General features: G+C 61.6%; 13 protein-coding genes. 12 read left to right on the top strand and 1 reads right to left on the bottom strand.

Annotated elements, in window-relative coordinates:
• Window positions 1-97 precede the first annotated feature (97 nt).
• From DAEP_RS24560 to DAEP_RS0121400, 10 genes are all read left to right on the top strand, one after another.
• Window positions 98-394: a hypothetical protein gene (locus tag DAEP_RS24560; protein WP_407071223.1), complete on the top strand. Its 297-nt coding sequence runs from the start codon at window positions 98-100 to the stop codon at window positions 392-394.
• A gap of 246 nt (window positions 395-640) precedes the next feature.
• Window positions 641-2,812, top strand: a complete 2,172-nt coding sequence (locus DAEP_RS0121445; RefSeq protein WP_027246149.1) for a ParB/RepB/Spo0J family partition protein — start codon at window positions 641-643, stop codon at window positions 2,810-2,812.
• Window positions 2,813-2,937: 125 nt separating this feature from the next.
• Window positions 2,938-3,318 (top strand): DUF3768 domain-containing protein, encoded by a 381-nt coding sequence (locus DAEP_RS0121440; RefSeq protein WP_027246148.1) that lies wholly within the window; start codon window positions 2,938-2,940, stop codon window positions 3,316-3,318.
• Between the two features lie 119 nt (window positions 3,319-3,437).
• Window positions 3,438-3,734: a hypothetical protein gene (locus DAEP_RS0121435; protein WP_027246147.1), complete on the top strand. Its 297-nt coding sequence runs from the start codon at window positions 3,438-3,440 to the stop codon at window positions 3,732-3,734.
• 79 nt (window positions 3,735-3,813) lie between these two features.
• Window positions 3,814-4,197, top strand: a complete 384-nt coding sequence (locus DAEP_RS0121430; protein ID WP_027246146.1) for a DUF6878 family protein — start codon at window positions 3,814-3,816, stop codon at window positions 4,195-4,197.
• Window position 4,198: 1 nt separating this feature from the next.
• Entirely contained in the window at window positions 4,199-4,675 is a 477-nt protein-coding gene (locus tag DAEP_RS23765) for a DUF6915 family protein (RefSeq protein WP_065331544.1), read from the top strand.
• A 105-nt stretch (window positions 4,676-4,780) separates the two neighbouring features.
• Entirely contained in the window at window positions 4,781-5,416 is a 636-nt protein-coding gene (locus tag DAEP_RS0121420) for a hypothetical protein (RefSeq protein WP_027246144.1), read from the top strand.
• A 504-nt stretch (window positions 5,417-5,920) separates the two neighbouring features.
• A complete protein-coding gene (locus DAEP_RS0121410) occupies window positions 5,921-10,318 on the top strand; it encodes a strawberry notch-like NTP hydrolase domain-containing protein (protein ID WP_027246142.1) in 4,398 nt (1,465 codons plus the stop codon).
• Window positions 10,315-11,361 carry a DUF7146 domain-containing protein gene (locus DAEP_RS0121405; RefSeq protein WP_027246141.1) on the top strand — a complete coding sequence of 349 codons (1,047 nt, stop codon included), beginning with the start codon at window positions 10,315-10,317 and terminating at the stop codon, window positions 11,359-11,361. The genes DAEP_RS0121410 and DAEP_RS0121405 overlap by 4 nt, the downstream gene beginning before the upstream one ends.
• 311 nt (window positions 11,362-11,672) lie before the next feature.
• Complete coding sequence (locus DAEP_RS0121400) at window positions 11,673-12,584, top strand: DUF2493 domain-containing protein (RefSeq protein ID WP_027246140.1); 912 nt, start codon at window positions 11,673-11,675, stop codon at window positions 12,582-12,584.
• 8 nt (window positions 12,585-12,592) lie between these two features.
• Here DAEP_RS0121400 and DAEP_RS23760 read toward each other — a convergent pair whose 3' ends face one another.
• Window positions 12,593-12,775, bottom strand: coding sequence for a hypothetical protein (locus tag DAEP_RS23760; protein ID WP_065331542.1), 183 nt, complete (start codon window positions 12,773-12,775; stop codon window positions 12,593-12,595).
• A gap of 129 nt (window positions 12,776-12,904) precedes the next feature.
• On the opposite strand from DAEP_RS23760, the gene DAEP_RS0121390 reads away from it, so the two are divergent.
• Window positions 12,905-14,068: an ATP-binding protein gene (locus DAEP_RS0121390; RefSeq protein ID WP_027246139.1), complete on the top strand. Its 1,164-nt coding sequence runs from the start codon at window positions 12,905-12,907 to the stop codon at window positions 14,066-14,068.
• 555 nt (window positions 14,069-14,623) lie between these two features.
• Window positions 14,624-14,962, top strand: a complete 339-nt coding sequence (locus DAEP_RS0121385; RefSeq protein ID WP_027246138.1) for a DUF736 domain-containing protein — start codon at window positions 14,624-14,626, stop codon at window positions 14,960-14,962.
• Window positions 14,963-15,364 lie beyond the last annotated feature (402 nt).

Below are 15,364 nucleotides of genomic sequence, written 5' to 3'. Positions count from 1 at the left end.
CACGCATCTGACTCGCTCCGCGCTACGTCGTTGTGATCGACTGGACCAGAAAATTCGCAGTTGCCCAGTTGGTTGATTGGGCCGACACTAGGACAGCATGGGAGTTCCCAGATTGCCTCCTGAGGCCGTTCCTTACTGCATCCACACGATTCCGACCGACAACGGCATCCAGTTGGCCAAACAGCCACGCAATCAGAACACCGACTATTCTCCGCAAATGCGATTCGACATGAATTGCGAAGCCCATGGGATTGGACACCGGCTGACAAAACCCGACCATCCATGGATCAGCGGCCAGATCGATCGAATGAAGCGGACAATCAAAGACGTACCGTTAAACGCTTTCACTACGAATGTCACGATCAGCTTCGCCGCCACCTTGCCGACTTCTTGAAGCCTAAAAACCTCGCTCGTCGGCTCAGAACAAGCAGCGGGCTCACGCCCTACGAATACATCTGCAAAATCCGGATTTAAGATCCGTATAGTTTCATCGTCGATCCGATCCACCAGAAGCCGGGACTGAACGCCTAGTCCAAGGTCTATACTTCCTTGAGAGAGCCCAAGAAAGGGAAGCCCGGGTGCCGGGCTTGAAAGGATAGAGAGAGTCTCTTCCGGGTCCGGCGTGACAAGGATCCTGACTATGGCCAAGACCACGACCCGACCCAAACCCTCCTCCGCGAAAAAGACCTCCGCGACCGGAACAGCCGCGCCCGGAGGCGCTGCCGACATCCGGATGATCCCGCTCAACCAGTTGGAGCCGAGCCCGCACAACGTCCGCAAGGTAGCCGCGAGCGCCAGCGATGATGCAGAGCTCCTCGCCAGCATCCGCCAGACCGGCATCAAGCAGAACCTTGTGGTTCATGCGCTGTCTGAGACGCGTTTTGCGGTCGATGCAGGGGGGCGTCGCCTCAAGGCGTTGAAGCAGCTCGCCGAAGACGGCATTATCCCGGCAGATCATCCTGTGCCCTGCCTTGTTGAAGATGAGCGCGAAGCTATCCTCGCTTCCGCCACGGAAAACCTCCAGCGCGCGGCGATGCATCCCGCCGACCAGTTCGAGGCGTTCGACAACATGATCGGCGAGGGCCGCAGCGAAGAAGAGATCGCGCTGAAGTTCGGCGTTTCCGTCGACCTGGTGCGCCGTCGCCTCAAACTCGCCCGTGTCGCGCCCGAGATCATCGAGCAGTTCCGCGCGGGCGACCTGACTCTCGAATGCGTGATGGCCTTCACGCTGACCGACGATCATGATCGCCAACTGGCTGTCTGGAACGCGGTGAAGGGCAGCTATCACATCCATCCGCAAAGCATCAAACGCCATCTGACCGAGACCGCGCACTCGGCGCACTCGGCTTTGGGGCGCTTTGTCGGCATCGAAGCCTATGAGGCGGCGGGCGGTGTTCTGCTGCGTGATCTCTTCGACGACCGGGCCAGCGCCCATATGGAAAACCCCGAGCTCCTGGAGCGCCTTGCCATCGAGAAGCTGCAAACCGCCGCCAAACCCTTCGAGGCGGCGTGGAAATGGGTCGAGGTGCATCTCTCGGTGGATTACGGCGCGTTTCGCAGTTTCGGGCGGGTCTATCCGCCGGACATCGAGCCTGATCCGGACCTGCTCGCCCAGGAGGAACGTCTGATCGCGCGTGAGGAAGAATTGGCGGCGCAGAATGACGGGGAGGACTGGACGGAAGCCGAGACTAAAGAATACCACGCCATCGAGCCGCGCCTCCGCGAGATCGAGGCCTTGCAGCGCGAGCGACAGCCTTTTGCCGACGAGGACCGCGCCATCGCCGGTGTCGTTCTGACCATCGGTCACGACGGGGCGTTGCGCGTCGAGAAAGGCTTGGTGCGGCCCAAGGATATCCCTGCCGCGCCGGAACCTGATGAGGTCACCGTAGTTGCGGATGGCGCCCCCTCCCCTGCCCGTCCGCAGGTGACGCCGCCGACCTCCTCCACACCGGTGCCGACCTCCGACCCGGCTGCGACATTGCGCAAGGCGGACGGGATTTCGGCGAACCTCGCCGACGATCTGCGCGCCACGCGCCAGCACATCCTGCGGTCACACCTGGCGGCGGATTTCGAAGTGGCGTTTGACGCGATGCTCTACGCGCTCTGCGAGCAGGCTTTGGGGCGGTCCTACAACAACGAGGCACTCGACATCTCGATCCCGCCCTTCCAGGCGCAAAACCGTGAGGTGCTGCACGCGGACACTGTCGCCCAGAAGATGCTCGAGGCGCTGGAACAGGACCTCGCCACCGACTGGATGACGCTGGAGAAGCCCGAAGACTTCCGGGCGATGTCGGCTCTGCCCATTTTGGACAAGCAGGCGCTGTTCGCCTGGGCAACGGGTCTGGCGGTCAAACCGCAGCTCTCCTCTGACAATCGCCCCTCTCCGATCATCGAGGAGATCGGCGCGCGGCTTGACGTCGATGTGGCGGCCTGCTGGCGCCCTACCGCACAAAACTACTGGGGTCGGGTCAACAAGGGGCATGCTGTGGCCACAGCGCGCAAGCTGATCGGCGACGACTACGCCGAAGATCGTAATCGCGAGCGCAAGGGCGATCTCGCCGCTGCCATGGAGCGGGCCTTTGCGGAAACGGCCGGCGAAACGGAAGGTTTCGACGCTGCGACGGCAGCAAAGACGACGCGCTGGCTGCCCGACGGGATGGTGTTTGTCTATGCGACGGAGGCTGCCGCCAAAATGATTGGCGATGCGCCCGAGGCCGAGGAAGGCGCCGTGCCCGCCGCAGACGCTCTGGCCGAGGCAGAGAGCGATGAACCATCGTCCTTGCCCGCCTTCCTCAGTGAGGATGCCGCCTGACGATTAGACTTCCAACTGAACACGACATGAGCCTAGGGCCGTCCTCACATCGAGGGCGGCCCTTTCCGGCTGGCGGGTTGCCTGCAGCCGATATCGGATCGGCTGGCCCGTCCCGGAGACATCCCATGACCACGACCCTCGACCTCGATCCCGTTCAGGAAGCCGCGCGGATCGCTGCGCAGAATGACGCGTTTCGCCGCTCCATCCTCGGCACAACCCCGGCCGCCGATGCCCCAAAGGGCCAGTTCGTTATGACACGCGGCGTCGCGGCACTTGGGATCGATGCGCAACTGGAACTGACCCGCCGTGTTGCCGCGTTCAACGGGTTCAATGCCGACAGCGACCCCCAAGGCTGGCACGAAATGGGGGTCATCGAATTCGATGGCACGACGGTCTGGTTCAAGGTCGATCTGTATGACGTCGACTACCAATATGGCTCGCCTGAACCTTCCGACCCCGAACAGACGCGCCGGGTCCTCACCCTGCTTCTCCCGTCAGAATACTGACGACCCCGTTCCCACCAAGAAAACACCCCGGACCGCCCTTGCACAAAGGGCGGTCCTTTCGCGCTGGCGGGTTCCAAGGGGTGCGATTGTCGCGTTCCGCTCGCTGCAGGAGACCAGAGATGGCCAAGACACTCGACTACCAGATCACCCTCTATCCCGCGCATCGCGATGGCGCATTTGTCGTCACCCAGTTCCAGATGCTGGGGAGCTACCCCGAAAAGCGCATCCAGGCCGCGGGTATGGATGACCTCATCGACAAGGTGACGCAGTTCGCGTTGGAGCATGGCGAGAGTTGCAGCGCTTCTGTGCGTTGCCTCGCCCCGCGCAAACCGCCGGGGTTCAAGCGCGCGACCGAGAACCTCTATTTCAACCTGGTTGACCGCACGGCCGCGAAACGCGGCGTCGCGGCGGCCTGAAGCCCGCCAAAGAAAGCCTCCGGGGCGGCCTCGCGTAGCGGTCGCCCTCCCCTTCCCTCAATTCCAAAGGACTGAAGACATGACACAAGTAAACGATTTCTACGCGCAGATGCTCGAATCCCAGAGACGCGCTGCCGAACAGCGGGTCGAGACCCGCGCGACCCTTCTCTCCGAACTGCGCGCCCTCGGTGTGATCTGCATCGAGGTGCAATACGAAGGCTACGGCGATTCCGGCAATGTCGAGGATGTCGTTGTGACCCCTGGCACAATCACCCTGACGGAAGTAATGCGCCGCCGGGTCGAAGATTTCGGCTGGGACTTTGCCTATGCGCTGAGCCCCGGTTTCGAGAACAATGAAGGTGGCTATGGCGAACTCACCTGGGCGCTCGAGACCGACAAGATCGATGTCAGCCACTCGAACCGCTATGTCGAAACCAATATCACCGAACATGAGGGGCTCTGACATGGCACATCCCCTCCACCACGCCGAAAGCTCCGCCCGAAAATTCGGTGGTGTTCCAGAGGATTACCAACATGTGCATGATTGGTTCGACTCATCCAAAGAGCACCTGGCCCTCTTCGTTCACAGAGCCTATCGTCATCATACGGCGGGGGTCTATGATGCTCAACGAATTTTCGGCCACAGCCTGACTAACAGCGCCGGCCGGGTCGTCCCGATCCGCTGGATTGGTGAGCAGCATGTGCGCGAAGACTGCCAGGGGCGCATCCCGTCGCTGGCGGACTGGCTCGGACGCATCCAACCGGAGCCGTGGATGGCCAATGGCCGGATCGACAACGACCCGACGCAAATCGGCCGCGATCCGCGTGCGGCCTGGGTCGAGGCGGTTGCGGGTCACCAGACCATTCTCGGTTTCGAGGATTGGCTCCTGAAAGTCTCCGTCGAGCACGTCCAGCATCGCCAGAACCGCGCTGCCGCCTGATCCGCCGGACGGTAAACTTACCAACCACCTGACCACGTCCAGATCGACCCGCATACGCCTTAGCCGGCCTGGCGGGTCGATTGCGTTTCAAGAAAGGAAATCGACATGCATGACCCCGTTTACAAGGAGGCCTACCAGGGCCACACCATCAAAATCTACCACGACCCGGATGCTGAGAGCCCACGGGAGTGGTCCAACCTCGGAACGCTGATCTGTTGGCATCGGAGATACCGGCTGGGCGACAGCCACCAGTTCGACAGCCCTAAGGCATTCTTGCGTGACCTCGCGAGTGTCTCGGGCCAGAGCGACCTCTCGATGGACCAGCTACGCGGGCGCGCAGAGCGCAAGGCGATCATCCTGCCCGTGTTTCTCTATGACCATTCCGGCCTCGCGATGAACACCATCGGGTTTCACTTCCCATGGGATTCCGGTCAGGTCGGTTATGTCTATGTGACGCTCGAGGCGGTTCGGAAGGAGTTCGGTGCAAAACGCGTCACCAAGGCTCTGCGCGAAAGGGCCGAAGACATCCTGCGCGGCGAAATCGTCACCTACGATGCTTATCTTGGCGGTCGGGTCTATGGCTATGTCATTGAGCAGGATGGCGAGGAGATCGACGCCTGCTGGGGATTCGTTGGCGACTATGAGACGGGCTGTTTGCCCGAGGCGCGACAGGCTGTGCCAGTACGGTCGCTTGGTCAAATACCCCAGTCCGCTGCCGCTCAAGCGCAGGCTCACCCTTAGGAACCGGCACAGGTGGCATACGCTCCCTTTCTTGCGGCAATCCCAATCGGTCTCGCATCGCTGCAATGCAGAAATATCATGGCCTGCCTATTGTGCGATTGCAGCATAGCCACTATCTTACAAACAAGATCGGTTCTCTCCTCCTCCCTGAGCCGATCCGGAATAATCGGCGGCATCCACCTCCTCCCGGATGCCGCCCTTTTCTTTTTCAGAGCTCTTCCTGAGGGTTGTACGGCCGCCGTTCGGTCGACGACATGCCCGTTTCGGATGCGCAGGCCGCAAACCGCCCAAGACTTAGGCGAGCTGGCAATGCGTCAAGCTGACAAGGGCTTCCGCGACAGCGCCCACAGCCCAATCCCCAGATTTTGGGGATAACTTTCCCCTGCCGGGACGGAGTTCAGCACTGCCATGAAAGAGCGAAAGGCAGGGCGGGAGGGGTGACCCCTCCCGGGTGAAAGAGTGCGCGCGGGGCTTGGGGCCAACCCTCAACCCCGGAGATTGCCAATGAACGCTCACCCCCATTCCGTCCCCCTTGCAAGCGAGGCCGAGGCCCCTGCCTTGCCGGATGCCGCGCGCTTCGCCCACAACCTGGTCCAGGCCGCGAGAACCCTCGCCTCTTTGTTCGAGGCTGGCCGACCCATCGACGCTGCCGCCCTCCGCGCCGCGATGGAAAATGCTTTCGGCGCCAACGACACCAGCGGCGCTTGGGTCTGGAAGGACGCCTATGAGGCCGCCGAGATCGCCCAAATCCAGATGCTCTCACGCTATGGCGTGCTGATGCAACGTCAGGCCGCCTCGCCACAAGCCTTCCTCACCATGATCGAACGTCTCGCCGGTCTGGCCCCCTCCCACACGCGGCGCTCGGAAGACAGTGTCCGCCTGCAACAATTCTCAACCCCTCTGCCGCTAGCCGCCATTGTCGCGCAGGCTGCGGGGTTTCGGACCGACGATCTCGTGCTCGAGCCATCCGCTGGCACCGGCATGCTGGCGATCTTCGCCCGGATTGCAGACGCTCGTATGGCACTGAATGAACTCGCCGAAACGCGACGCGCCTTACTTGGGCACTTGTTCCCCGATGCGGTTATCTCAGACCACGATGCCGCGTCGATCGACGACCGGCTGGATAGGTCGATCACGCCCTCTGTCATCGTGATGAACCCGCCGTTTTCCGCGGCGAACCATGTCGAAGGCCGGTTCCGTCAGGCAACCAGCCAGCATGTGCTTTCCGCCTTGGCACGCCTCGCGCGGGGTGGGCGCCTTGCCGTCATTACCGGCGAGAGTTTCCGACCCTCGACGAAATCTTTCCAATCGACGTTTCAGCGGATCGCGCAAAGCGCTGACGTGGTGTTTTCCGCCGCGATCGACGGCAAGGTCTTCGCGCGGCATGGCACCACGATCGACACGCGGCTCACGGTGATCGACAAGCGTGTGGCCGACGAAGGCGACACCGCACCTGTCGAAAACGCGACCACCTACCATCCGATCTGTGCGACAACGGGTGATCTTCTCTCCGCAGTGCTCGCCCATTGCCCGGCGCGGCGCAGCGCTCCGCCCTGCCCCTCCAGTACGGCCCTGTCGGTGCCGACCCGCCCAGGTCGCACGAACCTGCACTCCCTGCGCAACGCCGCTCGCCAGGAAACCCGTGCGCTCGCCAAGGAACGTGCGAAGCACCCGTTCGACGACATCGAAACGGCACCACTCGACTACCTGCCGAAAGCCTGGAGCGAACCCGACGGCACGCTGCAGGACACGGTCTACGAGGCCTATGACCTTCAGGCGATCCTGATAGACGGCGCGGCGGTGCATCCGACCGCACTTGTCCAATCCGCCGCCATGGCCTCGGTGCCGCCACCTGTCCCGACCTACCGCCCGCTCCTGCCGAAGAGCCTCGTCGCGGATGGCCTCCTCTCCGCGCCGCAGCTGGAAAGTGTAATCTACGCGGGCAATGCCCACGAGACGCACCTGAAGGGCTGGTTCAAGCGCGGCGACATCGAAGGTCAGCTGATGGCGGCGGCCGAGGGCGACGAGGGTGCCTTCCGCCTCCGCAAGGGCTGGTTCCTGGGTGATGGCACGGGCTGCGGCAAGGGGCGGCAGGTCGCGGGCATCATCCTCGACAACTGGTTGCAAGGACGCCGCCGTGCGGTCTGGGTGTCAAAAAGCGACAAGCTTATCGAGGATGCGCGACGTGACTGGATGGCGCTCGGGGGGCGCGAAAGCGATATCGTGCCGCTGTCGAAATTCCGCCAGGGGAGCGACATCCGTCTGCCCGAAGGCATCCTTTTTATCACCTATGCCACGCTGCGCTCTGCCGAGCGGGACGGCAAAGCCTCACGCCTTGATCAGGTTGTTGCATGGCTTGGTACCGATTTTGACGGCGTGATCGCCTTTGATGAAAGCCATGCGATGGCCAATGCGGCTGGCGAAAAGGCCGCGCGCGGCGACAAGAAGGCGTCCCAACAGGGCCTTGCGGGTCTCGCACTGCAGAACGCCGTGCCCGATGCGCGTGTGCTCTATGTCTCGGCCACCGGCGCTACGGTCGTCGGCAATCTCGCCTATGCTTCGCGACTTGGCCTTTGGGGCACTGGGGATTTCCCCTTCGTGACGCGGGCGGAATTCGTCGCCGCGATGGAGGCTGGGGGCATTGCGGCCATGGAGATGATCTCGCGCGACCTGAAGGCGCTCGGGCTCTATCTCGCGCGGTCCCTCTCCTATGCCGGGGTCGAATACGAGATGCTGGTCCATGAGCTGACGCCTGCCCAGGTCGCGATCTACGACAGCTACGCCGATGCCTATCAGATCATCCACACCCATCTCGAGGCCGCGCTGCAGGCCTCGGGTATTTCCTCCGAGACCGGCACGCTGAACCCCCAGGCGAGATCCGCCGCGCGTTCGGCGTTTGAGAGCAACAAGCAGCGCTTTTTCAACCATCTGATCACGGCGATGAAATGCCCCACACTCATCAAAGCCATCGATGCTGACCTTGAGGCAGGCCATTCCGTCGTTGTGCAAGTCGTCTCGACCAGTGAGGCGCTGATGGAACGTCGCCTTGCCGATATCCCACCGTCAGAGTGGCATGATCTGCAGGTCGACATCACGCCGAGGGAATATGTGATGGATTATTTGGCACATTCCTTCCCCACACAGCTGTTTGAACCCTACACCGACGAGAACGGTGATCTGCGCTCCCGCCCAGCCCTTGATGCCACTGGCAATCCGGTGATTTGCCGCGAGGCGGAGCGCAGGAAGGATGATCTCATCGAGCATCTTGGCGCACTTGCACCCGTGCAAGGTGCATTGGATCAGATCCTCTGGCACTTTGGCGGCGGTGTCGTGGCTGAAGTCACGGGGCGTAAACGCCGGATCGTGCGCACGCCTGACGGGCGTCTCAAAGTCGAGAACAGACCTGCTTCTTCAAACCTCGGCGAAACCCAGGCCTTTATGGACGACACCAAGCGCATTCTGGTGTTCTCAGACGCCGGTGGCACGGGACGGAGCTACCATGCTGATCTTGGGGCCAAGAACCAGCGCCTGCGTGTGCATTACCTGTTGGAGCCAGGCTGGAAGGCTGACAATGCCATCCAAGGCCTTGGCCGTACCAACCGCACCAATCAGGCACAACCGCCGCTGTTTCGACCCGTCGCCACGAACGTCAAAGGCGAGAAGCGGTTTCTCTCCACCATCGCGCGGCGTCTCGACACGCTTGGGGCGATCACCAAAGGCCAACGTGAGACCGGTGGCCAGAACATGTTCCGCGCGGAAGACAATCTGGAAAGCCCCTATGCGCGCGCAGCCCTGCGTCTGTTCTTCTACAAACTGCGCGCTGGCAAGATCGATGCCTGCTCATATTCGCGGTTCCAAGAGATGACCGGTCTGACGCTCGATGACGCGGACGGCTCGATGAAAGAGGCCCTGCCGCCAATCCAGCAGTTCCTCAATCGCTGTCTGGCGCTCACCATTGAGATGCAGGACGCCATCTTTGATGCGTTTGGCACCTTCCTCTCCGCGATCATCGAGGATGCGCGCCAGGCCGGCACGCTTGACGTTGGCCTGGAAACCCTGCGGGCCGAGAAGTTCGAGGTTGTTGAGCGTAAGGTCATCTTTGAGCATGAGGCAACGGGTGCGACCGCGACGGCGCTGACAGTTGAACGCACGGATCGCAACGACCCGCTCACCCTGCCCCGCGTCAAAGCCATCTGGGCCGATACGAAGGGTGCGACGCTCTGTTGGAACAAGACCTCCAAGCGTGCGGCGCTGATGGTGAAGGCGCCGGCCTTCATGGATGAGGACGGCGTGCCGATCCTGCGGGTGAAACTGCTACGACCTATGGCGACCGAAATCCTCGCACTGACCGAGTTCTCGAAGTCGCACTGGGAAGAGATCGATGATGCGATGTTCGAACAGCTCTGGCAGGCCGAGGTTGAGACGGTGCCGGAGTTCACGACGTCGAAAATCACGCTGATCTGCGGGTTGCTCCTGCCGATCTGGGACCGGCTGCCCGCCGACAATATGCGCATCTACCGCCTGCAGACTGAGGACGGGGAACGCGCCATCGGGCGTCTGGTCAGCCAGGAGCAGCTCTTGAACGTCTATGCGCGGCTCGGGCTCGATTGTCAGATCGAGATGTCGCCTCAAGAGGTCCTCGCCGCGGTGATGCAGGCTAGAACGACTCTGAACCTTCTTAGCGGCTACCAACTGCGCCGCTCGCTGGTCATGGGACAACCGAGGCTTGAACTCATTGGCGCGTCTGGCGCGGCCCTGCCCAGGCTGAAGGCCCTGGGCTGTTTCACCGAAGTGATCCAATGGAAGACGCGAGTGTTCATCCCGGTAGATGGCATCGACGTGCTGGCGCGTGTACTCGTAGATCATCCGGTTGGTGCAAGTGCTGCGGATGCCGCCGCATGAGCGCGCGGCGCAGCATCGCAGATCTCTCGGCCGATCTCGCTGATCGCGCCGAGAGTTTCTGCCGCCAGTACTTCCCCGAGGGGCGCAAGCAGGGCAATTATTGGCAGATTGGCGATACTTCGGGCGCCAAAGGGCAGAGTCTCGCGATCCGGCTCCAGGCGCAAGGTGGGCGCAAGGCTGGGTCCTGGAACGACTATGCGACGGGTGAATATGGCGATCTGATCGACCTGCTGCATGAGCGACTTGCGTCGGTCACGCTGAAGGAAACGCTGAGGGAGGCTCGGTCCTTTCTCGGCGAGGCCCCCTGCCCTGCCGCACCTCGTGAGACCCAATGGGCTGAGCGCCCGGATGCAGCCTCCAGCAGACGCATCGCGCGGGCGCGGAAACTTTTCGCCGCTGGCAAGCCGGTGCTTGGCACCCTGGCCGCCACCTATCTGCAGGGGCGCGGCATCACACGGCTGGGTCCGGCACTCCGCTATCACCCGAGGGTCTTCCTGCGGCAGGGCGAGGACGATCCCGATCCGCCGCAAAGGGCCCCTGCCCTGCTCGCGAAGATCACCGACAATCGGGGCCAGATCACCGGATGCGCAAGGGTCTATCTCGACCCGTCCACCGGCGGTTTGGCCGCGATCGAGAGCCCGAAACGGATCCTGGGGCAGCTGCACGGCCATGCCATCCGCTTCTGGTCCGGCACCGCTCGCTCTGATCTCATCGTCGGCGAAGGTCTCGAGAACACCCTCTCGGTCGGCACGGCGCTCCCTGAGTTCGACCTCGCCTCCTGTCTCACCACCACCCATCTCGGCCTCTTCATTCCGCCGCCGGGGATCAAGCGCATCTGGATCGCGCGGGACAATGACGAAGCTGGACGCAATGCATCAACAAGATTGCGTAACCAACTGGAATCGCTTATAATTACCTGTGGAGAACTCGTGCCAAGCATGGGCGATTTCAACGACGATCTGCGGGCATTTGGCAGAGATGCGCTGCGCCGTTCCCTGTTAGGGGCCATGAAAGCACAAGGTCTGGAGATCGAGGACGGCTGACCGCCAACCTCCCCGGGGATGTCCGACAGGGCAAAGGTTCCGCAGGTTCGATCTGATCCCGTTTGGAAAAGGGGAGCGATGGACCAGCGGGTCGGGGCTGAGTGCCCCTCGCCCGGGCAGCAATGCGCCCCGAACCAAAAAATTCCCCTGCCCCACCACATGACCGTGGCGGGCCATTCCTCGCGGGAACAATTTTCCGGCCCGCGGCGCATTCTCCGCTGCGCTTCGATCCGGACGGATGCGGCCCGGTCGCCGCCGGTCCTGGTATCGCCCCATCCAAATCGGGTCAGATCAAACAGAGGAACCAGACAATGCCCCATCAAACAGACACTCAAGAGGAGACCGGTGCAACCTCCGCCATCCTCGACCACCTTGCACTTCATGGCGCAACACCGGGTCCCGGCGAGACCGATCATCGCCCCCTGCCCCAGCCCGACGAGGTCGAGCTCGCCATGGCGACGCTTTTCGACACCACCACCGGCCTCCTCACCGGCAGCCAGTTGGAAGACAATCTCGAAGAGATGCTCTGGTCCCTCACCTCGATCTTCCATCGCCGGCTCATCCATATCCAGAAGCTTCTCGACGACAATGAATTCGAGGTCCGGGAAAGTCTGGGCGTACAGGACGGCTCCGAGGTCGCCTCGGTCGAGCTCGAGCGCCTCCTGATGATCGGGCTCAAGCTCTGGGACCATCGCGACGCTTTTGAGCAGATGCGGGATCTGGCGGTAGACCACTTCTCGGCCGCCACAGGTTCACCCTGGCTGCCGCGCACTGGTTCCAAGGTCTCGCATCGCGGGCTCACCTCCGCCGTGGTGGACAGCCGGGCCTATCTCTCAGCCAAGCGGCGCAAGGAGACCGAGGTGCACTGCCCCGAAGGCACGCGGATTGCTTTCTCGGGCGGGGACTATCAGGCCTATGATCTGATCTGGTCCGTCCTCGACGCCACGCACACCAAGTATCCCGATATGGTGCTGCTGCATGGCGGCACGCCCAAAGGCGCTGAGATGATCGCGGCCCGCTGGGCAGATACCCGTGGCGTCACCCAAGTGGTCTTTAAACCCGACTGGAAGAGCCACGGCAAGGCCGCCCCCTTCAAGCGCAACGACAAGATGCTCGAAACTATGCCGCAGGGTCTGATCGCGACACCTGGTTCAGGGATCACCGAGAACATCGTCGACAAGGCCCGCAAGCTAGGCATCCGCATCAAGAGGATCGGGGCTTAGGCCCCGGTTCACGCGCCGCGCAAAAGGTCCTGCACGACAGAAGGCTTCTTTGCAAACGCTGCTTGGGACTGGCCGCTTTGTTGATGGACTTCGGCGACGGGAACCTCATGCACCTTCGAACCGACGAGGTCGGCATTCGCGAAACCCAGAGCCTCTCTTAGTCCCTTGGATATGGATTCGAATGCAGTCATATTGCGCCGCTGCTCCTGAGCCACTGCTATTGTGCTGCGGTAATATGATACTCCGAATAGAGCAACCGTATGTGGCTGCTGCAAAGATTAACCTTGCAAATCTTCCGCGATATGGAGTATTTGCAAGGTATGTACCAACGTAAGACCCATCAACTCGTGCAATCTGCCTTAGAGAGCCAAGCCGCCGTGGTCCTTCTCGGCCCCCGCCAGGTTGGGAAAACGACACTTGCACTCGACATCGCTTCTGAGCAGCCGTCAGTCTATCTCGATCTTGAGCGAGGGGCGGACAGGCAAATCCTGGTCGAGCCAGATCTCTATCTCGACGAGCAAGCGGGCAAGCTTGTTATCCTGGACGAGGTTCAGCAGATGCCTGGTCTATTCAAAACCCTTCGAGGCCAGATCGATCACCGCCGTCGGGCTGGGTTCCGGACGGGCCAGTTCCTCTTGCTTGGGTCTGCCTCAAATGTCCTTTTACAGCAGTCGGCCGAGTCCCTCGCGGGCCGTGTCAGGTATATCGAGATGCCCCCCCTGCAGCTCGCGGAGGTGGGTGCGGATCAACTGAACACGCTGTGGCTGCGCGGCGGCTTTCCCGACAGTTTCTCGGCTGGGAGCGATCAGGACAGCATGGACTGGCGCCTGGATTTCCTGCGCACCTACCTCGAACGGGACATCCCTGCCCTCGGGCCGCGGATTCCGGCCGCGACTTTGCGGCGCTTCTGGACCATGCTGGCGCATGTTCAGGGCGGTCTTTTGAACGCCGCCGCACTCGCCGAAGGCTTGGGTGTTTCAGGGCAGACGGTCGGTCGGTATCTCGATTTGCTTGTCGACCTCATGCTCGTGCGGCGGCTGCAGCCCTGGCATGACAATGTCGGCAAGCGTCTAGTCAAATCGCCCAAGGTCTATGTCAGGGACAGCGGCATCGTTCATGCCCTTCTCGGTATCGGCACGATCGAAGGGCTCCTCGGTCATCCTGTGGTGGGAGGAAGCTGGGAAGGGTTTTGCATAGAGACCCTTCTTGCCGCGGCACCTACCGGCACAGAGCCCTACTTCTACAGAACCTCCGCAGGTGCGGAGCTCGATCTGGTCCTCCGCCTGCCCGGCGGCGAGACCTGGGCGATCGAGATAAAGCGCACAACCACGCCAAAGGTCTCAAGAGGGTTTCACACGGGCGCGGAGGATACACGGGCCAATCGAAGCTTCCTTGTCTATGCGGGAGAGCGTGAAGTTCCGATGTCGAATGACATTCGCGCTTTGCCGCTTGCACGTGCGATCGAGCTGCTGAGCGATCTCTAACCCAGATCCGAACTTCAGTTAGGCGTCTTTGCGGAAGCAGCTTTGCCATTAGGTAACGAAAGCGCTTCGGGTGCCTGTTCTGACCGGTTGTCGTGCACTGCGCAGATGAGTGCGTCTCTCCGCGATCGTACCCGGAGCCCAGGATCGCCGAATGCTGACGCAAACGATCCTGCCCTGCCAGAGGATTTGGGTAAATGCCCGCTGCTGCCATCGCATTGTGATCTGGCGACTTTGGGCTTACTGAATCTCAATTGTCAGTACAGTTGCGAAGACGTCACTTGTGCCCGGCAGCATCTCCCTCGGCTTGTTCGCCCCCCCTTTCCTTCGCGGCCACCGCACTTCTCCCTTTGTCTGAGTTGCATGACATGCTGGTCGCAGCTGTCGTCCCATCCACAAAGGTTGTCGCCGATCTTTTTCCCCTGCCCCTGCGGGTCATTCCGCGCGAGGCAAAAAGACCGGCGCCTGCCCCTCTCCGCTGCGCTCCGCCTTCGGTGTGGCCGTGCCTTGGCCAGCTGCAAGGTGACCATCATTGCAACGCAAACAAGGAGAAGAGCAATGACCACGAACTGCATCAAATTCACCAGCGCCGACATCGAAACCGCCAAGGGCGTCGGCTCCATCTCGACCCTGACCTTCGACCTCGACATTACGGTCGAACCCGTCGCGAGCACGAACCCGATGGCCCCCACGCACCGCGTCCTCGGCCGCTCTCCGCGCGGCAAGCTGGTCGAGTGCGGCGGTATCTGGAAGAAGCAGAACAAGGAGACCGGCGCCGACTACTACACGCTGACCATCCGCGACCACGGCTTCAACGCCAACCTCGGCAAGGCCGCCAACCAGGATGATCTGTCTCTGCAGGCCGTCATCCCCTGGGGGCCCAAAGACTCCGTGTGACGCAAAGAATCGGCTGGGGCAACCCAGCCGACTTCTGCTGCCTTCCAGGCCCCTGAAGCGACTTGGTTATTTGTTGGTCTGCCGTGATTGAAGAGCGGACGGGCGTCAAGTGATCACAGCCCGTTTGTAAGGCCTAGCCGATACTGTTCGTTTTGGCACCCTAGGTTTCGCGGTTCTGTCGGGCGTTTCGAGTCCTAGACCCGCATGTGTTTTGACAGCCGTGCAGTCGCATAAAGTCAATATAAAACAGATTGTTACATAGGTATCGCCGCGAGACATGACCAAATAACTGTGTCGAAGATGTCGCTATTATCCCTATATATTGAGTTACGGTGTTCTGTGATCGCTACAGCTTGTCGCCGCATCTAAACCGCCTGGTGATCGAGTGGGTTCGAGCCTCTG

This window comes from Leisingera daeponensis DSM 23529, assembly GCF_000473145.1.
In the GTDB taxonomy this organism is placed as follows: Bacteria; Pseudomonadota; Alphaproteobacteria; order Rhodobacterales; family Rhodobacteraceae; genus Leisingera; species Leisingera daeponensis.
This window is presented reverse-complemented; position numbering and strand designations above follow the sequence as displayed.